Source organism: Streptomyces panaciradicis (assembly GCF_023516615.1).
GTDB classification, from domain to species: domain Bacteria; phylum Actinomycetota; class Actinomycetes; order Streptomycetales; family Streptomycetaceae; genus Streptomyces; species Streptomyces panaciradicis.
Genome location: NZ_JAMGBF010000102.1, coordinates 1 through 20,150, shown reverse-complemented (window position 1 = coordinate 20,150; position 20,150 = coordinate 1). Strand labels below are relative to the sequence as shown.

The following is a 20,150-nucleotide window of genomic DNA, read 5'->3' as shown; positions in this document are numbered from 1 at the left end:
CCTATCCCTTCGAGGTGGTGTCGAGCAGCTCGACGTTGCCGTCGAACTGCCACAGCGGGTTCGGCGCATCGCCTGCCGGGGTGCGCAGCAGGAAGTAGCCGTTGACTTCCTTCGGCCCGTCGCCGTCGGCGACGAACCGCCCGTCCGAGGTGACGTCGAGCTGGTAGACGGCCTGGCCCGGCACCGGCACGCCGGGCAGACGCCAGGTGACGACGCACCGCCAGTCGTTGCCGGCGCCGCGCTGCGCGCCCTGGCCGTCGCTCTTGGTGCAGGCCGCGGTGGTCCGCAGCCGGGCCTCGGTGACGGCGGGCCGGTGGAGCTGTTCGGTCTGCAGGCGGTACAGGTGCGCGAAGGCGGTGGCCGTCGACCGCTGCACCTTGTCCCGCGTGATGCCCGAGCCGGTGGACGGCGTCGACACGGCGACCACGGCGACGGTGAGCGCGGTCAGGCCGGCCAGGGGCAGCAGCCCGAGGGTGATCGCGCGGCGCCCGGCGCCGTCGTAGGCGAGGTTGGTGAAGTCCCGGCGCAGGAACAGCAGATACGCCAGCGCGGTCGCGAGCAGCGCCCATACGAGGCTCACCGTGACGCCGATCAGGAGCGGGGCGAGCTGGACCGGGCTGGTGAACAGGCCGTTCCACGAGAGGAAGGCGTAGCCGGGCAGGGCGAGGCGTACGGCGACCGGCAGCGGCAGCATCTGGGCGACCTGCATGCCGAGGGCGACGAGCGGGGGCAGCAGCAGGCCGGTCGGGGACCGGCCCAGCGCGACCGAGCCGAGCAGGCCGATGGCGGCGAGGGCCAGGGTGGGGGCCAGGGCGGCGGCCCAGGCGAGCAGGACGCGTACGGCGGCGTCGGCGGACGCCAGCCGGTGGCCGTCGAGGCCGACCAGGGGCCGGCCGCCGACCGCGGCGAGCCCGCCGGCCGTGCTGGAGAGGGCCAGCCCGGCGACCAGCACCAGGATGACGGTGAGGCTGGCCAGGGTCTTCGCGACGAAGATCCGGCGGGGTGAGCGGACGGCGACCAGCAGGTGCCGCCAGGTGCCGAGCCGGTCCTCGGAGGCGAAGACGTCACCCGCGACCAGGGAGGTCAGCAGCGGCAGCGCCCAGGTGCCGGCGAAGCCGAGCATCACCAGCGGCCCGGCCCAGCCGGTGGCGTGCATCCAGCGGCCGAAGAGGGTGTCGGAGGGCAGGGTGCTCTGCTGGGCGACCCCGGCGACGAAGAGGCCCGGCGCGATCCAGCAGGCCAGCACCAGCAGGCGGATGCGCCACTGCGCGAGCAGTTTGACCAGTTCGAAGCGGTAGCCGCGGGAGACGGGCCGGGCGCCGACGGCCCTGTCGTCGGCGAGGGCGGTGCTCATCGGCCGGCCTCCTCGCGCTGGTCGGTGAGGGCGAGGAAGGCGGCCTCCAACGGCGAGATAACGGGGGCCAGTTCGCGGACCGCGACGCCCGAGCGGACGACCGCGGCCACGAGTTCGTCGAGGGCGGGTACGAGCGCGCGCAGGACGAGCACGTCCGTGTCCTGCCGCGTCCCCGGCTCGTCGACGATCCGGATGCCGGCCGTCTCCGCGGCCAGCCGGCGCGCGGCCCGCTGGTCGGAGGTGCGCAGCCGGTAGTCGAGTTCGCGGTCCTCGGCGGCGAGCTTGGCCGGCGGGCCGGAGAAGACGACCCGGCCGGTGGCGAGGAGGGTGACCTCGGAGCACAGGGCCTCCAGGTCGTCCATACGGTGGCTGGAGAGCACGACGGCGGTGCCGTCCGCGGCGAGCCGGGCGAGGACGCCGTGCACATGCCGCTTGCCGGCCGGATCGAGGCCGTTGGCGGGCTCGTCGAGGACCAGCAGGCGGGGCCTGGTGAGCAGGGCGGCGGCGAGGCCGAGCCGCTGGCGCATGCCGAGGGAGAAGCCGCGGGCCTTGTCGTCGGCGACGTCGGTGAGTCCGACCTGGTCGAGAGCTTCCTCGACGTGGGCCGTCGGCGCGTCCTCGCCGCGCAGCCGGGCCAGGGCGGCGAGGTTCTGCCGGGCCGTCAGGGAGGGGTAGAGGCCGGGCCCGTCCACGAACCCGGCGACCCCGTCGGGTACGCCGAACGCCCGCCCGACCGGCATTCCGAGGATCTCGAGGCCGCCCGCGTCGGCGACGGCCAGGCCCAGCAGCAGGCCGAGCAGCGTCGTCTTGCCGGCGCCGTTCGGACCGACCAGGCCGTGGATCCGGCCCTGCGTCACATCCAGGTCGACGGCGTCGAGTGCGACGACCTCGCCGAAGCACTTGGTGACCGCGCGGGCCCGGACTGCGTGGCGTGTGTCCATGAGTCCCCTCTTCCGGAATCCGTCGGGACCCTAGGGACGGCACACAACCCAGGCGCAGACGGCCGGCTGAACGTTGGTGGAACGGATCGTCAAGGCATCGACAAATCGTGTGCACGACAACCAGATGCGGAGGCGCGCTTGGCCAACGCTTGGCGAAACGTTCCGGACAACGTTGCCGGGTCCCGGAGAAGGGCGGGAGCGGGCGGCGTCACTGCGAGCCTGCGGCCACCAAGGTCGCGGTGATGGGCCCGAGTTCGGTGATCAGCTCGTCGAGTTCGGCGGGGGACAGGGCGTCGTAGGGCGGGGCGGCGAGTTCGTCGGTGAGCGTCTCGATGCGTTGCTTGGCCGCGCGCCCGGCGTCGGTGAAGTGGCCGTCGGGGTCGACGAGTCCGCGTTCGCGCAGGCCGTCCATGACCGCGGCCAGCCGCTCCTTCGGCAGGTGGTGGATGCGTCCGAACGACTCCGGGGGATGGATGCCCTGTTCCAGGGCGGAGAGCACGTGGGCCTCCGTGCCACCGATGCGCGCGCCGACGAGAGCGGCGATGTGCCCGTCGCCGCGGTGCTCGCGCAGCATGGTCGCGGAATGCCACAGCCGGGCGACGGGATCGCCGGGTACCTCGAGGGTGCGCATCCCGGCGTACATCACCCGGCCTTCGGTGGGGGCGCTCGTCGCGGCCTTGGTGGTGAGGTCCGCGGCGCGCACCAGGCCCGGGGAGCCGGCCAGCTCGTCGCCGAGGATGCGCCGCAGGGAGGCCGCGCTGCCCCGCTCCCGCGCGGCGACGGAGGCCTCGGGCGGAATCGTCTCCCAGGCGCTGGGGATGTGCCGCGCGGCCTCCCCGTCGGCGAAGTTGTAGAAGGCCGCGTGCACGACTTGGGCCGGCACCCGCCCCAAGGGGGCGGCGCGACTGGCGAAGTAGCCGTCCCAGTAGGTGCGGTGGCCGAGAGCGGCCATTTCCTCGTTGCACTCGTCGGCCAGATAGGTGACCAGGCAGATCGGCTCCAGGAGCTCGAACATACGGCGGGCGACGTGAGTCCTCGGCTGCGGGCGCGACGTGGCCATCGGGTTCTCCCTCTGTCAGGTGTGCCGACTTGGACCGCCCGGCCCACCGGAACTCATCGGCGGCCGAGGGGAAGCGGTGCGCATGCGTGCCGGGCAGACATGAAGTCCGCCATCACCTAACTCGCGTGCAGCATCAGCCCGATGCCCGCCACCAGGAGGCCGGCGGCCATGATGCGGGGGGCGCCGAAGCGTTCCTTGAAGAACACCGCGCCGATCGCCGCGCCGACGATGATCGACGACTCGCGCAGGGCCGCGATCGGTGCGAGTTCCGCCTTGGTCTGGGCCCACAGGACGAGCCCGTAGGCCAGGACGGACAGGGCGGCGCCCAGCAGGCCCACGGCGGCGAACGGCCGCAGGACGGTGAGGAACTCCCCGCGCAGGCGGGTCAGCGCGTACGCCGGGATCGCCACGCCCTCCACCGCCATCAGCCAGGCGATGTACCCGAGCGAGGACCCCGAGGCCCGCACGCCCAGCCCGTCCACGACCGTGTACCCGGCGATGGTCAGCCCCGTCGCGAGAGCCGCGCCGATCGCCGCCCAGTTGGGCCGGCGCCCGCGCAGCCCCCACAGGGCGACCCCAGTCAGCCCCGCGCAGGACAGGGCGATCCCGGCCGCCGCCCATCCGTCGGGCACCTCGTGCGCGAAGGCCGCGGCGAGGACGGTGACCACCAGCGGCGCGGTGCCGCGTGCGATCGGGTACGCCTGCCCGAAGTCACCGAGCCGGAAGGACTTCATCAGCAGCACGTAGTACACGGCGTGGATGACGGCCGAGAAGATCAGGTACGGCCACGCGGCCGCCGCCGGGACCGGCACGAACGGCACCATGGCCAGCCCGATCAGCATCCCGCCGCCCGCGATCAGCGTGAACCCGACCAGCTTGTCGGTGATCCGGTGGGCGATCGCGTTCCAGCTGGCGTGCGTGACCGCGGCGAAGAGGACCGCCGTGGCGACCAGCGGGGTCACGAGGCCGGCTCGCGCACGTCCACCAGCGTCGCACCCGCGTGGGCGATCAGTTCCTTGGGCTCCATGGGGAAGACCGTGTACGGCGTCCCGGCGGCCGCCCACACCACCTCGTGCGCGAGCAGCGACCGGTCGGCGAGCACCCGCGTCCTCGTACGGTGCCCGAAGGGCGGTACGCCGCCGATGGCGTACCCGGTCGTCTCCCTGACGACGTCGGCCTTGGCCCGCGTCACCTTTTCCGCGCCGAGCTCGTGCCGCACCCGCTCGACGTCCACCCGGGACGCCCCGTCCATCAGCACCAGCACCGGCACGCCGTCGGCCGCGAAGATCAGCGACTTGCAGATCTGGCTCAGCTCGCACCCGATCGCCGCCGCGGCCTCGGCCGCGGTGCGCGTCGCGTCCGGGAACCGGCGGACACGGCCGTGCAGACCGTCGAGGCCCAGCCCGCGCAGGGCGTCGGCGAACCGTGGGTGGACTGCGGAACCGTCGGTGGCATCAGCACTCGTCATGCACGGCACGCTAGCGGCGGGTGTACCGGCCACGCGACCGAGTTCAGCGCGACACGTGGGTGAGGAAGACGGTCCAGGTGGTGGGGGCGACGGCCAGCTGCGCGGCCCGCGGGGCCTTGGAGTCGCGGACGTGGATCGTGGCGGGAGTGACGGCGACTTCGACGCAGTCGCCGGGTTCACTGCTGTCGCTGTAGCTGCTCTTGAACCAGCGGAGTTCCGTAGTGCTCATAGTCTCCCCAGCACTTGTTCGACGAAGGCCAGCGACTCTTTCGGCGTGAGAGCCTGCGCCCGGATCATCCCATAGCGCAGTTCGAGGATCTGAAGATCACGATGACTTGAGACGGGACGCCCGTTGAACGCTCCGTCGGAACGTCCGATGGCCGTGCCGTCACCGAACTTCATCACGTCGATCAGCCCCTGCATGCCCGCGTGGTCCTCGCGTTCGGTCGGCATGACCTGAAACGTGACGTTCCGCAACTGCGCCACCTCCCGGAGGTGTTCGAGCTGTCGACGCAGCACCATCCTCCCGCCGATCGGCCGCTCCAGCGTCACCTGTTCCTGGACGAATCCGAGCGTCGGAGCGGGGTCCCGGTCGAAGATCGCCTTACGGGACATTCGGGCGGCCGTCTCCCGCTCCACCACGTCCGCCGTGAGCGCGGGCTGGTGCGTCTCGAACAGGGCCTTCGCGTACTCGGGCGTCTGCAGGAGGCCGTGGATGTTGTGATTGCGATAGAGGAGCACCTCGACCGCCCGGCCCTCCATCTCGGCCAGCTCCCGCACCTTCTTCGGATAGCGCGCCCTGCGCATGTCCTCCATGAACGCCCGCAGATGACCCTGCGCCTTGAGGACCGTGTCCGCCCTGTCCAGGAACTCCGGCCGCGGAATCCGCCGGCCCCGCTCCATCTTGCGGACCATGTCCTCGCCGTATCCCATGAGTTCGCCGAACTCGGCGGGCCGCATGCCCGCGCCTTCGCGGCACACCTTCAGCAGGTGTCCCACGGCCTGCACGATCGGCTCGATCTCGTCCCCCGGTTCCACATCCCAACCGGCCTCGTCCACGCCCTCGTTCATGACCACCTCCAACGCGCCCCGTACCCGAACGGCATCGCGGACAGCCGGGACAGTCCGAGACAAACGCCGGACAGTCACCGGCCGTTCACGCAATGTCATCGGTCACGGTAGGCGGAAGCGGTCACTCCGAGCTGCGGGAACCGGGAAACCGACGTCTCAGCCGCCGAACTGCACGTCCTTGGTGTCCGTGACCGCGGCCCTGCGCCCCGGCGCCCCCTGCCAGCGCCAGTACAGGTTCGTGTGGGCGATGACCTGCTCCGGCGGCGGGGCGCCCCACTCCCGCTGGTCGTTCGCGGTGTGCGCGTCGGCGACGAGCGTGACGTCGTAGCCCCGTACGAAGGCGCCGTGGATCGTGGACCGGATGCACGCGTCCGTCTCCGCGCCCGTGACGACGAGGTGGCCGACGCCCGCCTCGGCGAGGACCCGCTCCAGGTCGGTGGCCTCGAAGGAGTCGCCGTAGTTCTTGTGGACCAGCGGCTCGGAGTCGCGGCGCGGCAGTTCGGGGACGTACCGCCAGTCGTCGCTGCCCTTCTCCAGGCCCTCGTCGGAGTGCTGGACCCAGACGACCGGGACGTCCTCGGCGCGGGCCCTGTCGACGAGGGAGGCGATGTTCGCGACGACGGCGTCCCGCTCGTGGGCGGACGCGACGACGCCCTGCTGGACGTCGATCACCAGCAGGGCGGTGTGGGGCCGTTCGGAGAGAGTGGTCATGCCGTCACGTTAGGCGGCGCCACTGACAACGGCCCCTCGTCTGCGGCGCGCGGCGGGCGGACCGCCCGCCGCGCCGAGGACCCTCAGGCCCTCACCAGCTTCCTGTCCTCGTCCGGGTCCGAATCCCGGTCGCCGTCGGCGGTGTCGAGGGTCTTCAGGCCCTCACCCTCGACGTCGACGTCGGGCAGCGCCCGGTCCAGCCACTTCGGCAGCCACCAGGCCCTGCGGCCGAGCAGCGCCAGGACCGCGGGGACGATGGCCATGCGGACGACGAACGCGTCGAAGAAGACGGCGATCGCCAGGCCGAAGCCGATCATCTTGATCATGGACTCGCTGGAGGTGATGAAGCCTCCGAAGACGGCGATCATGATGACGGCGGCGGCCGCGACGACCCGCGCGCTGTGCCGGAATCCGGTGACGACGGCCTGGCCGGGCGTCTCGCCGTGGACGTACGCCTCGCGCATCCGGGTCACGAGGAACACCTCGTAGTCCATCGCCAGGCCGAAGACCACGCCCACCATGAAGATCGGCATCATCGACATGATCGGGCCGGTCTGCTCCACTCCGAGCAGGCCGCCGAGCCAGCCCCACTGGAAGACCGCGACCACGGCGCCGAGCGCGGCCAGCACGCTGAGCAGGAAGCCGAGCGCCGCCTTCAGCGGGACCAGGATCGAGCGGAACACCGCGATCAGCAGCAGGAAGGCGAGTCCGACCACCAGGCCCAGGTACGGGATCAGCGCGTCGTTGAGCTTCTGCGAGAAGTCGATGTTCATGGCCGTGGTGCCGGTGACCAGGACCTTGGCGCCGGTGTCGGCCCGGACGTCCGCGCCCTTGCCGCGGATCGCGTGCACCAGGTTCTCGGTCTGTACGGAGGACGGCTTGGAGCCGGGGACCACGGTGATCATCGCGGTGTCGCCGGCCTTGTTGAACATCGCCGGGGTGACCGTCGCGACGTCGTTCAGGCCCTTGATGCCGTCGCCGACGCGGGTCGCCGCCGCCTTGGGGTCGTCGCTGCCCTTGGCGTCGACGACGATCATCAGGGGGCCGTTGAAGCCGGGCCCGAAGCCGTCCGACAGCAGGTCGTAGGCGCGCCGCTGGGTGGTGGACGTCGGCTGCGAGCCGTCGTCGGGCAGGCCCAGTTCGAGCTGGGTGGCCGGGACGGCGACCGCGCCGAGGCCGACCACGCCGAGCAGCAGGACTGCGGCGGGGCGCCGTACGACGAAGCTGGCCCAGCGCTCGCCCAGGCCGGGCCTGGTGGAGCGGGCGCCCTCGCTCTTGCGGCGCTTCTCGCCCGCCGGCCGGACCCTGCGGCCCGCGTAGCCGAGCAGCGCCGGGATCATGGTGAGCGCGATGAGGACGGCGACCAGGACGGTGCCGGCCGCCGCGAGGCCCATCTTGGTCAGCATCGGGACGCCGACGACCGACAGACCCGCCAGGGCGATCATGACCGTCAGGCCGGCGAAGACCACCGCGGACCCGGCCGTGCCCGCAGCCCGGCCGACCGCCTCCTCGCGGCTACGGCCCTCGGCGAGTTCGCCGCGGTAGCGGGAGACGATGAACAGCGCGTAGTCGATGCCGACCGCGAGGCCGATCATCAGGGCGAGGGTGGACGTCGTGTCGCCGAGGTCGAGCGCCTTGGCGAGGGCGGTGATGGTGGAGACGCCGATGCCGACGCCGATGATCGCCGTGAGCAGGGGCAGTCCGGCTGCGACGAGTGAGCCGAGGGTGACGACGAGGACGACGGCGGCGATGGCGAGGCCGACGACCTCGCCGGCCGCGCCCGGTTCGGCGCCCGCCTGCAGCGCGTCGCCGCCGATCTCGACGGTGAGCCCGGCGTCCCGCGCCTGCCGGGCGGTGTCCTTGAGGGCGCTGCGGGAGGCGTCCTTGAGCTCCATGCCGGGCTTGTCGTAGCGCACGGACGCGTACGCCACCGTGCCGTCCTTGCTGACGGCGTGCGCGGTGTACGGGTCGGCGACGGAGGTCACCTCGGAGCCGTCGGCCAGCTCCTTCACCGTCTTCTCGACGGTCGCCTTGTGGGCGGCGTCGGTCATCGTCTCGCCACTGGGCGCCTTGAAGACGACGCGGGCGGTGGCACCGCCGGAGCTGGAGCCGGGGAAGCGCTGGTCCAGCAGGTCGAAGGCCTTCTGCGCCTCCGTGCCGGGGATGGAGAAGGAGGTGGAGCCGGCGGCGGGCGCATTGGCGGCGGCGACGCCGGCGAGCGTCAGCAGCGCCACCCAGAACAGTGCGACGAAGTGCCGTCGCCGGAAGGCGAACCGGCCGAGCCGATAGAGGAACGTGGCCACGTGGGCGTACTCCCGGTCAGGTCGTGGGGTGTTTCGGAGCAGGGGTGATCACCCGGCGGGGAGGCATGGGTGACCGTCCCGACGACTTGAGCGGTGACGTCAGGTGGTGGGGAGGGGGTGGGGAGGGGTCAGACGCCGAGGGCCGGAAGGACCACGGCATCGATGTACGACAGAAGGAACGCCTGCGTCGGCGGCTGCTCGTCGATCATCGTGCGGGCGGCGAACCCGCCGATCATCATGTGCATCACGTAGTCGACGGCCGGGTTGTCCGCACGGACCTCGCCCCGGTCGATCGCCCGCTGCACCACCCGGCGGAACTCCGCCATCTCGGGCTCGATCAGATACTCCCGGAACGCCTTCAGCAGGTCGGGGTTGCCATGGATGGCCATGGCCAGACCTCGCATCAGCGCGGAGTTCTGCTCCATCTCGCAGTCGTCCGAACGCATGGTCAGGGCGTGCAGGTCGCCCCTGAGCGACCCGGTGTCGATCTCGCCGAGACCGAGGCCGCCCGGCTTGTTGTACCGCACCGCCTTCGCGACCAGCTCGGCCTTGCCGCCCCACTGGCGGTAGAGCGTCGCCTTGCTGGACTTGGTGCGGGCCGCCACGGCGTCCATGGTGAGGGCGTCGTAGCCGACCTCCCTGAGCAGGTCGAGCACGGCCTCGTACAACTCGGCCTCGCGCTCGGGCGTGATGCGACTGCGACGCGCGGTTGTCACCTCGGTCATGCCACTCGCCTTCCCGCTCGGGACGTTCGTTTCTTTGTACGTTCATGAAGATACCCCCCAGCCAAGCGAAACGAAACCGTTTCGTACGTGTCGTGGCTCACGAACATGAAGGGCGCATAAGTTGCCCGGCCCGAATTGCCGGAAAAGCATGAGGACGTGAGCTATCTGCGCCTGCCGCACGTGAGCGGCGACCTGTTGTGCTTCGTGGCCGAGGACGACCTCTGGCTGGCCCCCCTCGACGGCCCCGGTCGCGCCTGGCGCCTCACCGTCGACCGCACGAAGACCGGCCATCCGCGCTTCTCGCCGGACGGCGCCGCCATCGCGTACACGAGCTGGCGCAGCCTGGCGCCGGAGATCCACGTGGTGCCGGTGGACGGCGGCGGACCCGGCAGACAGCTCACCCACTGGGGGTCGGCCGACACCCAGGTGTGCGGCTGGACCCCGCAGGGCACCATCCTGGCCGTCGCCTCCCACGGCGAGCCCTTCTCCTACTTCACCTGGGCCTACAAGGTCTCCCCCGACGGCGACCCCGGCCGCAAGCTCCCCTGGGGGCCGGTCTCCGACATCCAGGTCGCCGAGATCGACGGCGAACGCAAGACCCTGCTGCTCACCGGCACCCCGCCGCACGAGCCGGCCGCCTGGAAGCGGTACCGGGGCGGCGCGACGGGCCGGCTGTGGTTCCACGGCGAACGGCTGCTCGACGGCCTGGAGGGCCACCTCCACTCCCCCATGTTCGTCGGCGGCCGCATCGCCTTCCTCTCCGACCACGAGGGCGTCGGCAACCTGTACTCGTGCGCCTACGACGGCTCCGGCCTGCGCCGCCACACCGACCACGACGCCTTCTACGCCCGGCACGCCTCCAGCGACGGCACCCGGGTGGTCTACCAGTGCGCCGGGGACCTGTGGATCGTCGACGACCTCGCGAGCGAGCCGCGCCGGCTCGACGTCCGGCTGAGCGGCCCGCGCGCGGGCCGCCGCACCTACCAGGTGCCGGCCGGGCAGCACGTCAACGGTCTCTCCGTCGACGAGACGGGCCGGGCGAGCGCCGTCGTCGTCCGCGGCAGCCTGTACTGGCTGACCCACCGTGACGGCCCCGCCCGCACCATCACGGACACCCCCGGCGTGCGGGTCCGCCTCCCGGAGATGCTGGGCTCGACCGGGCAGGTCGCCTACGTGACCGACGCCGAGGGCGAGGACGCCGTCGAGATCGCCCAGCTGCCGCGCGCCACCGGCGACCGGGAGCCGCGCCGGCTGGCCTCCGGGGAGCTGGGCCGGGTCCTGGAGCTGGTCTCCGACCCGCAGGGCGAGCGCCTCGCCCTCGCCTCGCACGACGGGCGCCTGCTGCTGATCGACGCGACCGAGGACTCGGGCGGCGAGGTGACCGAACTGATCCGGTCGGCCAACGGCCCCGTCCGGGACCTCGCCTTCTCGCCGGACGGGGGGTGGCTGACCTGGTCGCACCCGGGGATCGGCCGGACCCTGCGGCAGATCAAGATGGCCCGCGTCGCCCCCAAGGGCCGGGGCGAGCGGCTGGTCGTGGACGTGACCAACGGCCGCTTCGAGGACGAGAACCCGGTCTTCACCAGGGACGGCCGCTATCTGGCGTTCCTGTCCTGGCGCGGCTTCGACCCGGTCTACGACGTCCACACCGGCGACCTGTCCTTCCCGCTCGGCTGCCGTCCCTACCTGGTCCCGCTGTCCTCCGCGACCCCCTCTCCCTTCGCCCTGAACCCGGAGGGCCGGCCGGCCGCGGGCGGGCTGGACCCCGTCGACGACGAGGAGGGCGACGGCACGGTGACCGTCGAGGTCGAGGGGCTGGAGAGCCGGGTCACGCCCTTCCCGGTCGCCGCCTCGAAGTACTCGGCGCTGTATCCGGTGGCGGGCGGCGGGCTGGTCTGGCTGCGCTGGCCGATCTCCGGCGCCCTCGGCGAGACGTTCGTCAACCCGGACGACACCAGCGGCCGGCCGACGCTGGAGCACTTCACCATCAGCAAGGCGAAGAAGACCGAACTGGTCGACCACCTCGACTGGTTCGCGGTGAGCGGCGACGGCACCCGCCTGGTGGTGGTCGACGAGGGCGACCTGCGCGCGGTCCCCGCCGGCGAGTCGGGCGACGGCGACTCGACGGTCTGGATCGACCTGCGCCGCATCCTGCACGAGGTCGACCCGGCGGCCGAGTGGCGCCAGTCCTACGAGGAGGCGGGCCGGCTGATCCGGGCCTACTTCTGGGACCCGGGGATGTGCGGCGTCGACTGGGACGGCGTGCTCGACCAGTACCGTCCGCTGGTCGAACGCGTCGCGTCCCCGGACGAGTTCGCCGACCTGCTGCGCGAGGTACTGGGCGAACTGGGCACCTCCCACGCCTACGTCACCGCCGCCCGCCGCAACGAGGGACCGCCCCACTACCAGCGCCGCCAGGGCCTGCTGGGCGCCAACTTCGTCCGCCGCGACGAGGGCTGGGTGGTCAGGCGGATTCTGCCCGGCGACTCCTCCGACTCCAAGGCGCGCTCCCCGCTGGCGGGCACGGGCATCCGCGAGGGCGCCGTCCTCACCCACGTCGACGGCCGCCCGGTGGACCCGCTGACGGGGCCGTATCCGCTGCTGGCGGGCGCGGGCGGCACGACCGTCGAGCTCACCTTCACGCCCGCCGAGGGCGAGGCGGGCCGCTCACGCCGGGTCGCCGTGGTCCCCCTGGTCGACGAACGCCCCCTGCGCTATCAGGACTGGGTCGCCAAACGCCGCGCGGTGGTACGGGAGTTGAGCGGCGGCCGCTGCGGCTACCTGCACATCCCGGACATGGGCGGTTCGGGCTGGGCCCAGTTCAACCGCGACCTGCGGATGGAGGTGTCCCGCCCCGCCCTCATCGTCGACGTGCGCGGCAACGCGGGCGGCCACATCAGCGAACTGGTCGTGGAGAAGCTGACCCGCACGATCATCGGCTGGGACCTGACGCGCAACGCCCAGCCGGTGTCGTACGCCTCCAACGCCCCGCGCGGCCCGGTCGTCGCCCTCGCCGACGAGGCGACGTCCTCCGACGGCGACATGATCACGGCGGCCTTCAAGCTCCTGAAGCTCGGCCCCGTCATCGGCCAGCGCACCTGGGGCGGCGTCGTCGGCATGACCGGCCGCCACGAACTGGGCGACGGCACGGTGATCACGGTCCCGATGAACGCGGCCTGGTTCGACGCCTACGGCTGGGGCGTGGAGAACCGGGGCGTCACCCCGGACCTGGAGATCCTGCGCACCCCCCTGGACTGGGCGGAGGGCCGCCACGCCCAACTGGACGACGCGGTCCGACTGGCCGTAGAACTCCTGGAGTCCAACCCCCCGGCAACCCCGCCGGACTATTCAGCCGTCCCGGACCGCTCCCGCCCCAAGCTCCCGCCTCGTACGGCGTCTTGAAGGGGCGCGGGGAACCGCGCACAGAACGGCGAAGTGGGGCACCCCGCAAACGCAGGGCACCCCACTCCAACCTCACCGGCGAACGCCAGCGCAGCGACTAGGCGTCGAAGTCTTCCTCGAGCCTGTCCTGCTCCTCGCGCATCCGCTCCGGCTGCTCGTCACGCATACGGTCCCGGTCCTGCCGGCCACGCTGCTGGCCCTGCTCCCTGGCCTCCTGGGCCTTCTGCTTGGCCTGCTGCTGCCACTGCTCCGACTGGTCCTGGAACTTGTCCTTCATACCCATGTGGGTTCACTCCCGTATCGAGTGGGGGAAGAGCCCCTGAGCGGGGCCTTCCTCAGATTCACACGGGCGGACACGGTGCGCATTTCGATCAGTCACGGTGCGTAGCGCGGGCCTCCTCGTCGGCCGCCCCACCTGCGCCGACGAGCCCCTGCCGCATCCCCGCCAACCGGGGCGCGAACCGCTTCATCTCCCGCTGCCCGACCGACCCGATGATCCCCGGCAGGTGGCCGCGCACGCCCTGCATGCCGCGCAGCCACCACTGCCCGTAGACGTGACTGGAGCGCCGCTCGATGCCGGCCACGAGGCGGTCGACGGCCGGGCCCAGCGGATAGGTCTTGTTGGACGGCCACGGCAGCCGCTGCCGCAACTCCCGCATGACCTCGTCCTGGTCGGCGCCGCGCACCATGTCCGTGTCGGTCCAGGACAGGTAGCCGACGCCGACGCGCACGCCCTTGTAGCCGACCTCGGCCCGCAGGCTGTGCGCGTACGCCTCCACACCGGACTTGGAGGCGCAGTACGCGGTCATCATCGGTGCCGGGGTGATGGCGGCGAGGGAGGCGATCTGCAGCAGGTAGCCGCGGCTCTCCATGAGAACGGGCAGGAACGCGCGGGCGGTCACCGCCGACCCGATGAGGTTCACCTCGATGACCCGCCGCCACGCGTCGGGGTCGGAGTCCACGAAGGGCCCGCCGGTCGCCACGCCCGCGTTGGCGACCACGATGTCGGCCTTCCCGAACCGCTCCTTGACCTCCTGCGCGACCCGGGCCATCGCCTCGTGGTCGGTGACGTCGGCGTACCAGTGGTCGCTCTCGCTGTGCAGCCGTTCGGAGACCTGCTTGAGGGCGTCCGGCTCCAGGCCCACCAGCGCCACCTTGGCACCGCGCGCCGACAGCTTGCGGGCGAGCAGTTCGCCCACCCCGCGCGCGGCCCCCGTGACGACGGCGACCTGTCCTTCGAGGCTGACCCTGCTCATGCACCCTCCTTGATCGTTGCGTACGTCGTCACGAGGTCCCGGATCCGGCCGGTGACCAGGTCGGGCGCCTCGACCGGCGTCATGTGGCCGAGCCCCGGCAGCTCGGTGGAGTCCACGCAGTTCGGCAGCGCGGCCACCAGCGACCGCGCGTGCACGGGTGGGGTGAGCCGGTCGGCGGTCCCGACGACGACGACCGTCGGCACCCTCAACTCCCGTACGCCGTGGTCGAGATCGAGCAGGTCGAGCACGTTCGACCAGGCGTGGCGCACCTTGCGCGGGCAGGCGTGCACGATCCGGGCGCACGCCTCCACCATGTGCGGTGCCGAACCCGGTCCCATCGTCGCGTACTTGAGGATCCGCCGGGCGAGCGGCGTCACCGGCCCGAGCGGGGCGCGCGCCCCGAGGATGTTGCGGGTCAGCCAGGTCCGCAGCCGGCCGGGCCGCAGCGGTACGACGGTCGACTCGGCGACCAGCCGGGAGGAGCCGGTGCTGCACAGCAGCACGGCCGCCGCGTGCTCCCGGAAGGCGGGCCGGGTCGCGGACGCCATCACCGTCATGCCGCCCATGGAGTGACCGGCGATCACGGCCTTCTCGCCGGGCGCGAGGGTCGCCTTCAGCACGGCTTCGAGGTCGTCGGCGAGGCCGTCGATGGTGCAGGCGGGGCTCGCCGGGCTGCGTCCGTGGCCGCGCTGGTCGTAGGCGATGACGCGGTGGTCGGCGGCGAGGTCCCGGATCTGCGCGGCCCAGAAGGCGGTGGAGCAGGTCCAGCCGTGGGCGAGGACGACGGCGGGCGCGTCCTCGGGTCCGTGCACCTCGACGTGGAGAGTGGCGCCGTCGGCGGAGGTGGCGGTGAGCACGCGGACCGGCTCGGGCGGGGCGTACGGCCCGGAGGAGACGTGCATGAGGCGGCTCACGCGGACACCTCCTTCTTCGCCGTGTCCCCGGCCGTCCCCTTCGCCGCCGGCTCGCGCACGAGCTCGTACTCGGCGAGGTCCACCCGCCGCGTCGCCCGCCGGAACTCGGTCGTCGTACCGGGCCAGATGGTGGTGTTGCGGCCATTGGCGTCCATGTACCAGCTGGTGCAGCCGCCGGTGTCCCAGACCGTGCGCTTCATGCGCTCCTGCACCCGCCGCGTCCAGGCGTCGACGGCGCCCGGCCGGGCGTCGAGGGCCGCGCGCCCGCCCAGGACGTCCAGCTGCCGCAGGAAGTCGACCATGTAGTTGAGCTGCGACTCGATCATCAGGATCATCGAGGAGTTGCCGAGCCCGGTGTTGGGCCCGATGACGGTCATCCAGTTGGGGAAGCCCGGCACGGACGCCCCGCGCAGCGCCTCCATGCCGCCCTTCCAGGTCTCGGCGAGGGTCCGGCCGTCCGCGCCCACGACCCGCTCCGCGATCGGCATGTCGGTGACGTGGAAACCGGTGCCGAAGACGATCGCGTCGACCTCGGCCTCGGTGCCGTCGGCGGCCACGAGGGTGGACCCGCGGACCTCGCTCAGCCCGCCGGCGACGACGTCCACGTTGGGCTTGGCGAGCGCCGGGTAGTACGCACTGCTCAGCAGGATCCGCTTGCAGCCGATGCGGTAGTCGGGGGTCAGCTTGGCGCGCAGGGCCGGGTCCTTGATGGCCCGGGCCATGTTCCGCTTGGCCAACTGCTCCACGAAACCGAGCTCGTTCGGGTGCTTGGTGAACGCCTGGACCTGCAACTCCCGGATGCCCCACAGCAGTCCGCGACGAGCCTGCGCAGTGAAGGGCAGCGCCCGGTGCAGGGCCCGCTCGGCGCCGCTGATGGCCCGGTCGACGCGGGGCATGACCCACGGCGGGGTGCGCTGGAAGAGGGTGAGGCGGGAGACCTCGGGCTGGATGCTCGGCACGATCTGGATGGCCGAGGCGCCCGTCCCGACCATGGCGACGCGCTTGCCGCGCAGGTCGTAGTCGTGGTCCCAGCGGGCGGAGTGGAAGACCTTGCCGGGGAAGGAGTCCAGCCCCGGGATCTCGGGGATCTTGGGGTCGGACAGCGGGCCGGTGGCGGAGACGACGAAGTCGGCGGAGAGGTTTCCGGCGGCCGTCTCGATGTCCCAGCGCAGCTTCTCGCCGTCCCAGGTCATCCGCTTCACCTCGGAGTCGAAGCGGAGGTGCGGGCGCAACCCGAAGACGTCCGTGACGTGCTCCAGGTAGGCGCGGATGTGCTGCTGCCCGGAGAAGGTGCGCGGCCAGTCGGGGTTGGGGGCGAAGGAGAAGGAGTACAGGTGCGACGGCACGTCGCAGGCACACCCGGGATAGCTGTTGTCGCGCCAGGTGCCGCCGACGCTGCTCGCCCGCTCCAGCACCACGAAGTCCGTGACGCCCTCGCGCCGCAGCCGTACGGCGGCCCCGAGCCCGCCGAACCCGGACCCGATCACCGCCACCCGCACATGCTCCCGCTCAGCCATGCCGACGCCCTTCCTCACGCGACCGCGCCAGTGAACACTGGCACAATGGGGAGGGTAGAGCAGCTCCGTACCGATGGGTAGGGGGCGGAGCCAGGAAAGTTACCGCGGGTACAACGTAGGGTTCGGGCGTGGCAGACAAGCGTGAGTACCGCATGGAGGAACTGGCCCGCCTGGCCGGCATCACGGTGCGCACCCTGCGCTTCTACCGCGAACGCAAGCTGATCCCGCCACCCCGCCGCGAGGGCCGTATCGCCTGGTACAACGACGACCACCTGGCCCGTCTGCGCACCATCGCGGCGCTCCTGGAGCGCGGCCACACCCTCACCGGCATCGCGGAACTGGCCGAGGCCCTCGACCACGGCCGTGACGTCGCCGACCTGCTGGGCGTCGAGCCGACGGAGGAGGAGCCGGTCCGGCTCACCCCCGAGGAACTCGCCGCCCGCTTCGAGGGCCAGGTCACCACGGAGAACCTCGCCGCCGCCCTCGACCTCGGCTACCTCGGCACCGACGGCGGCGAGATCGTCCACATCAGCCGGCGTCTCCTCGACGTCTCCTCCGCGCTGGTCCGCGAGGGCATCCCGCTCGCCGAGGTCCTCCAGGCGGGCGCCCGCGTCCGCGAGCACGCCGACGCCCTGGCCGAGATGTTCGCGGAACTGGTCCTGGCTCACGGCCCCGAGGAGGACCTGCACCGGCTGCGCCCGCTGGCCCGGAGCGTGGTGGAGGCGGAACTGTCCCTGGCGCTGGACCGACGGCTTGGACAGTCGAAGGGCCGGCGCGACTCCGCGGGGTGACGAACACCCCTCTTCACGCGCTCCCCGGAGGCCTCACTCGTAGACGACGGTCACCGGCGCGTGGTCCGACCACCGCTCGGCGTGCGTGGCCGCCCGCTCCACGTACCCCTTGACCGCCCTGGCCGCGAGCCCGGGCGTGGCGAGGTGGTAGTCGATGCGCCAGCCGCTGTCGTTGTCGAAGGCCCGCCCCCGGTACGACCACCAGGAGTACGGCCCCTCCGCCTCGGGATGCAGCGCCCGCACGACGTCGACGTACCCGCCGTCCGCGGGGTCCAGGACCCGGGAGAGCCATTCCCGCTCCTCCGGCAGGAACCCGGAGTTCTTCTGGTTGGCGCGCCAGTTCTTCAGGTCGGCCGGCCGGTGGGCGATGTTCCAGTCGCCGCAGACGACGACCTCGCGGCCGTCGGCGGCGGCCCGCTCGCGCAGCCCCTTCAGATAGGCGAGGAATTCGCCCATGAAGCGGACCTTCTCGTCCTGGCGCTCGGTGCCGACCTCGCCGGAGGGCAGATAGAGGGAGGCGACGGTGAGGCCGGGCAGGTCCGCCTCGACGTAGCGCCCGCTGGTGTCGAACTCGGCCGAGCCGAAGCCGACCTGGACGCGGTCGGGTTCGCGGCGGGAGTAGAGGGAGACGCCGGCCCGGCCCTTGGCGGCGGCGGGCGCGTGCACGACGTGCCAGCCGTCCGGGGTGCGGACCTGCTCCGGCAGCTGCTGCGGCTCCGCGCGCACCTCCTGCAGGCACAGCACGTCGGCGTCGGTCGCCGCGAGCCACTCCACGAAGCCCTTCTTCGCGGCGGCACGCAGTCCGTTGACGTTGACGGAGGTCACCGTCGTCACAACACTCTCCTCGACCTCATGGCCGACCTCGGCGGCTGGACAGGTTGTCCGAGGTCACAGTGGGCACGCGGGAACGATACCGGCACACTGGACGACGTCCATCTCCCCTCTTCGCATAGGTGTACGGTCCACAGAATGAACATTCGCCGGGTCTCCTTCGACCACCCCGACGCCGTCAAGCTCAACGACGAGGTCCAGGCCGAATACCACGTCCGCTACGGCGACGGCGGCGACGCCACCTTCCTCGACCCGGCCGACTTCGAGCCGCCGAACGGCGTCTACCTGATCGCCTACGACGTCGACGGCGCCCCCGTGGCCACCGGCGGCTGGCGCACTCAGGACTCCAACGGCGAGGGCAACCTGGACGGCGACGCCGAGCTCAAGCGCATGTTCGTGGTGGAGCAGATGCGGGGCCGGGGCGTGGCCCGGCGCATCCTGGCCGCGCTGGAGGAGGACGCCCGCGCGGCGGGACGGGCCCGGATGGTCCTGGAGACCGGCACCAAGCAGCCGGAGGCCATCGCCCTGTACACCTCCAGCGGCTACGAACCCTGCGGGAAGTTCGGCTACTACCGGCACTACGAGGAGAGCCGCTGCTTCGCGAAGCCGCTGTAGGCGATGGGGGCGCTGCGGGTGCTCTGGGCGCTGTAGGTGCTCAACTGCCCGGGCGGGCGTGCGTACTTCGCACGTTCGCCCGCGGCGTCCGCCGCACGACGTGCAGGAGCCCCTGTCGGCTATCACCGACAGGGGCTCCATGCTGCGTGGACCTGAGGGGATTTGAACCCCTGGCCCCCTCGATGCGAACGAGGTGCGCTACCGGACTGCGCCACAGGCCCTTGCAACGAGTGAAACTCTAGCACCCCGATCCGCGTGCTTGGAAATCCGTTCCGGGCCCGCCGGACGGCAGCACCACAGGTGGGGCGGCCGGGCGCGCTACTCGTTGGCGGCGCGCGGCCGCTCGCCGTCCTCGTACTGGTCGAACAACGGCGTACGCCCCCGCTCCCTGGCCCGCCGCGCGGAAGCCGCCCGGCGGGCGTCACAGCGCCCGTCGTCGTCCGCCCTCGCCTCCGCGGCGTCCTCGCCGGAAGCTTCCTCGTCCGTCACCGCCGGCTCCCGCCGCTCGGCCCGGGAGCCGGCCTGCGCCTCCTGCTCGGGGGCCACGGAACTCGACCGCGCCGAACTCCACGCGTCCGGCGCCCCGAGGTCCACGTCCGCGGTGGCCCGCGGCGCGACCGGCGCGGTCACGTACGTCGGCAACGGCACCGGCACCGGGTCCCAGCTGTCCCCGTGCCCGGGCCGCCGCTGCCGCTCACGCTGCTGGTCGACCCACTCGGCGTGGTCGGTCTGCTCCACGAGCGCCCGCCGGTCCGCGGCGAGCGCGGACAGCCCGGTGTCGGTATCGGTCTCGGTGTCGGTTCGGGTCTCTGGTCCCTCGTCCGGTTCGTCGGCGTCGAGCTCGTGCGTCACGCGCCGGCGCGGCTGCCGCGCCCGCTCCCTGAGCCGCTGCGCGGCGGCCTCGGCACGACGCCGGTCCATCTGAAAGGCGAAGCGACGGCGCTCCTGGGAGCGCAGGTAGGCGATGTACGCGCTGAGGAGCACGGCGGGGACGCCGGGCGCCCAGAGGAAGGCGAGGCCGCCGACGGCGGCGACGATCGCGCCCAGCGTGAAGGCGATGAAGAGCACCACGGTGGTGCGCCGGCGGCGCGCGAGAACCTTCGTGCGCCGGGCGCGCGCTGCGGCCGCTTCCTGCGCGGGCGTGCGCCGCTGGACCGGCGGGCGCTTGCGCGCGGGCGCGGGGTCGGATGC

General features: G+C 72.2%; 19 protein-coding genes and 1 tRNA gene. 3 read left to right on the top strand and 17 right to left on the bottom strand.

The features are described 5' to 3' along the window. Position 1: 1 nt before the first annotated feature. From M8J74_RS29355 to M8J74_RS29310, 10 genes are all read right to left on the bottom strand, one after another. Positions 2 to 1,354 (bottom strand): ABC transporter permease, encoded by a 1,353-nt coding sequence (locus tag M8J74_RS29355; protein WP_249839339.1) that lies wholly within the window; start codon positions 1,352 to 1,354, stop codon positions 2 to 4. After that, positions 1,351 to 2,295, bottom strand: coding sequence for an ABC transporter ATP-binding protein (locus tag M8J74_RS29350; RefSeq protein WP_249839338.1), 945 nt, complete (start codon positions 2,293 to 2,295; stop codon positions 1,351 to 1,353). Before M8J74_RS29350 ends, M8J74_RS29355 begins: the two co-directional genes overlap by 4 nt. A 208-nt stretch (positions 2,296 to 2,503) precedes the next feature. After that, the gene (locus M8J74_RS29345) at positions 2,504 to 3,355 is read right to left on the bottom strand and encodes an SCO6745 family protein (RefSeq protein WP_249839337.1); all 852 of its coding nucleotides are present in this window, start codon (positions 3,353 to 3,355) and stop codon (positions 2,504 to 2,506) included. A 116-nt stretch (positions 3,356 to 3,471) separates the two neighbouring features. Continuing rightward, on the bottom strand, positions 3,472 to 4,317 hold the full coding sequence (locus M8J74_RS29340; protein WP_249839336.1) for an EamA family transporter: 846 nt from the start codon (positions 4,315 to 4,317) through the stop codon (positions 3,472 to 3,474). Then, positions 4,314 to 4,823, bottom strand: coding sequence for a YbaK/EbsC family protein (locus M8J74_RS29335; RefSeq protein ID WP_249839335.1), 510 nt, complete (start codon positions 4,821 to 4,823; stop codon positions 4,314 to 4,316). The genes M8J74_RS29340 and M8J74_RS29335 overlap by 4 nt, the downstream gene beginning before the upstream one ends. A gap of 43 nt (positions 4,824 to 4,866) precedes the next feature. Next, positions 4,867 to 5,052: a DUF397 domain-containing protein gene (locus M8J74_RS29330; protein ID WP_249839334.1), complete on the bottom strand. Its 186-nt coding sequence runs from the start codon at positions 5,050 to 5,052 to the stop codon at positions 4,867 to 4,869. Further along, positions 5,049 to 5,894: a helix-turn-helix domain-containing protein gene (locus M8J74_RS29325; RefSeq protein WP_249839379.1), complete on the bottom strand. Its 846-nt coding sequence runs from the start codon at positions 5,892 to 5,894 to the stop codon at positions 5,049 to 5,051. The genes M8J74_RS29330 and M8J74_RS29325 overlap by 4 nt, the downstream gene beginning before the upstream one ends. A 156-nt stretch (positions 5,895 to 6,050) precedes the next feature. Further along, complete coding sequence (locus tag M8J74_RS29320) at positions 6,051 to 6,605, bottom strand: isochorismatase family protein (RefSeq protein WP_249839333.1); 555 nt, start codon at positions 6,603 to 6,605, stop codon at positions 6,051 to 6,053. An 83-nt stretch (positions 6,606 to 6,688) separates the two neighbouring features. Further along, positions 6,689 to 8,908 carry an MMPL family transporter gene (locus tag M8J74_RS29315; RefSeq protein ID WP_249839332.1) on the bottom strand — a complete coding sequence of 740 codons (2,220 nt, stop codon included), beginning with the start codon at positions 8,906 to 8,908 and terminating at the stop codon, positions 6,689 to 6,691. Between the two features lie 128 nt (positions 8,909 to 9,036). Continuing rightward, on the bottom strand, positions 9,037 to 9,633 hold the full coding sequence (locus M8J74_RS29310) for a TetR/AcrR family transcriptional regulator (RefSeq protein WP_249839331.1): 597 nt from the start codon (positions 9,631 to 9,633) through the stop codon (positions 9,037 to 9,039). Positions 9,634 to 9,789: 156 nt separating this feature from the next. Between M8J74_RS29310 and M8J74_RS29305 the strand changes: the two genes are divergently transcribed. Continuing rightward, entirely contained in the window at positions 9,790 to 13,035 is a 3,246-nt protein-coding gene (locus M8J74_RS29305) for a S41 family peptidase (RefSeq protein ID WP_249839330.1), read from the top strand. A 97-nt stretch (positions 13,036 to 13,132) separates the two neighbouring features. Here M8J74_RS29305 and M8J74_RS29300 read toward each other — a convergent pair whose 3' ends face one another. From M8J74_RS29300 to M8J74_RS29285, 4 genes are all read right to left on the bottom strand, one after another. Beyond that, a complete protein-coding gene (locus tag M8J74_RS29300; protein ID WP_058924817.1) occupies positions 13,133 to 13,318 on the bottom strand; it encodes a hypothetical protein in 186 nt (61 codons plus the stop codon). Positions 13,319 to 13,406: 88 nt separating this feature from the next. Continuing rightward, positions 13,407 to 14,291 carry an SDR family oxidoreductase gene (locus tag M8J74_RS29295; protein WP_249839329.1) on the bottom strand — a complete coding sequence of 295 codons (885 nt, stop codon included), beginning with the start codon at positions 14,289 to 14,291 and terminating at the stop codon, positions 13,407 to 13,409. After that, the gene (locus tag M8J74_RS29290) at positions 14,288 to 15,205 is read right to left on the bottom strand and encodes an alpha/beta fold hydrolase (RefSeq protein ID WP_249839328.1); all 918 of its coding nucleotides are present in this window, start codon (positions 15,203 to 15,205) and stop codon (positions 14,288 to 14,290) included. The genes M8J74_RS29295 and M8J74_RS29290 overlap by 4 nt, the downstream gene beginning before the upstream one ends. Beyond that, the gene (locus tag M8J74_RS29285; protein WP_249839327.1) at positions 15,202 to 16,722 is read right to left on the bottom strand and encodes a flavin-containing monooxygenase; all 1,521 of its coding nucleotides are present in this window, start codon (positions 16,720 to 16,722) and stop codon (positions 15,202 to 15,204) included. The genes M8J74_RS29290 and M8J74_RS29285 overlap by 4 nt, the downstream gene beginning before the upstream one ends. A 128-nt stretch (positions 16,723 to 16,850) precedes the next feature. On the opposite strand from M8J74_RS29285, the gene M8J74_RS29280 reads away from it, so the two are divergent. Next, entirely contained in the window at positions 16,851 to 17,513 is a 663-nt protein-coding gene (locus M8J74_RS29280) for a MerR family transcriptional regulator (protein ID WP_249839326.1), read from the top strand. Positions 17,514 to 17,546: 33 nt separating this feature from the next. Here the strand turns inward: M8J74_RS29280 and M8J74_RS29275 are convergent, their stop codons facing one another. Then, positions 17,547 to 18,347: an exodeoxyribonuclease III gene (locus M8J74_RS29275; protein ID WP_058924813.1), complete on the bottom strand. Its 801-nt coding sequence runs from the start codon at positions 18,345 to 18,347 to the stop codon at positions 17,547 to 17,549. A gap of 135 nt (positions 18,348 to 18,482) precedes the next feature. On the opposite strand from M8J74_RS29275, the gene M8J74_RS29270 reads away from it, so the two are divergent. After that, positions 18,483 to 18,959, top strand: coding sequence for a GNAT family N-acetyltransferase (locus tag M8J74_RS29270; RefSeq protein WP_058924812.1), 477 nt, complete (start codon positions 18,483 to 18,485; stop codon positions 18,957 to 18,959). 147 nt (positions 18,960 to 19,106) lie between these two features. Here M8J74_RS29270 and M8J74_RS29265 read toward each other — a convergent pair. Beyond that, positions 19,107 to 19,180: transfer RNA gene (locus M8J74_RS29265), tRNA-Ala, on the bottom strand. 97 nt (positions 19,181 to 19,277) lie between these two features. Beyond that, positions 19,278 to 20,150 (bottom strand): divisome protein SepX/GlpR (gene sepX, locus M8J74_RS29260; RefSeq protein ID WP_249839325.1); only part of this gene is annotated, 873 nt, incomplete at its 5' end.

Bases quoted from the DNA above. Each gene is read 5' to 3' on its own strand.
- M8J74_RS29355 (WP_249839339.1), bottom strand. From the start codon at position 1,354: ATGAGCACCGCCCTCGCCGACGACAGGGCCGTCGGCGCCCGGCCCGTC.
- M8J74_RS29350 (WP_249839338.1), bottom strand. From the start codon at position 2,295: ATGGACACACGCCACGCAGTCCGGGCCCGCGCGGTCACCAAGTGCTTC.
- M8J74_RS29345 (WP_249839337.1), bottom strand. From the start codon at position 3,355: ATGGCCACGTCGCGCCCGCAGCCGAGGACTCACGTCGCCCGCCGTATG.
- M8J74_RS29335 (WP_249839335.1), bottom strand. From the start codon at position 4,823: ATGACGAGTGCTGATGCCACCGACGGTTCCGCAGTCCACCCACGGTTC.
- M8J74_RS29330 (WP_249839334.1), bottom strand. From the start codon at position 5,052: ATGAGCACTACGGAACTCCGCTGGTTCAAGAGCAGCTACAGCGACAGC.
- M8J74_RS29325 (WP_249839379.1), bottom strand. From the start codon at position 5,894: ATGAACGAGGGCGTGGACGAGGCCGGTTGGGATGTGGAACCGGGGGAC.
- M8J74_RS29320 (WP_249839333.1), bottom strand. From the start codon at position 6,605: ATGACCACTCTCTCCGAACGGCCCCACACCGCCCTGCTGGTGATCGAC.
- M8J74_RS29310 (WP_249839331.1), bottom strand. From the start codon at position 9,633: ATGACCGAGGTGACAACCGCGCGTCGCAGTCGCATCACGCCCGAGCGC.
- M8J74_RS29300 (WP_058924817.1), bottom strand. From the start codon at position 13,318: ATGGGTATGAAGGACAAGTTCCAGGACCAGTCGGAGCAGTGGCAGCAG.
- M8J74_RS29295 (WP_249839329.1), bottom strand. From the start codon at position 14,291: ATGAGCAGGGTCAGCCTCGAAGGACAGGTCGCCGTCGTCACGGGGGCC.
- M8J74_RS29285 (WP_249839327.1), bottom strand. From the start codon at position 16,722: ATGGCTGAGCGGGAGCATGTGCGGGTGGCGGTGATCGGGTCCGGGTTC.
- M8J74_RS29270 (WP_058924812.1), top strand. From the start codon at position 18,483: ATGAACATTCGCCGGGTCTCCTTCGACCACCCCGACGCCGTCAAGCTC.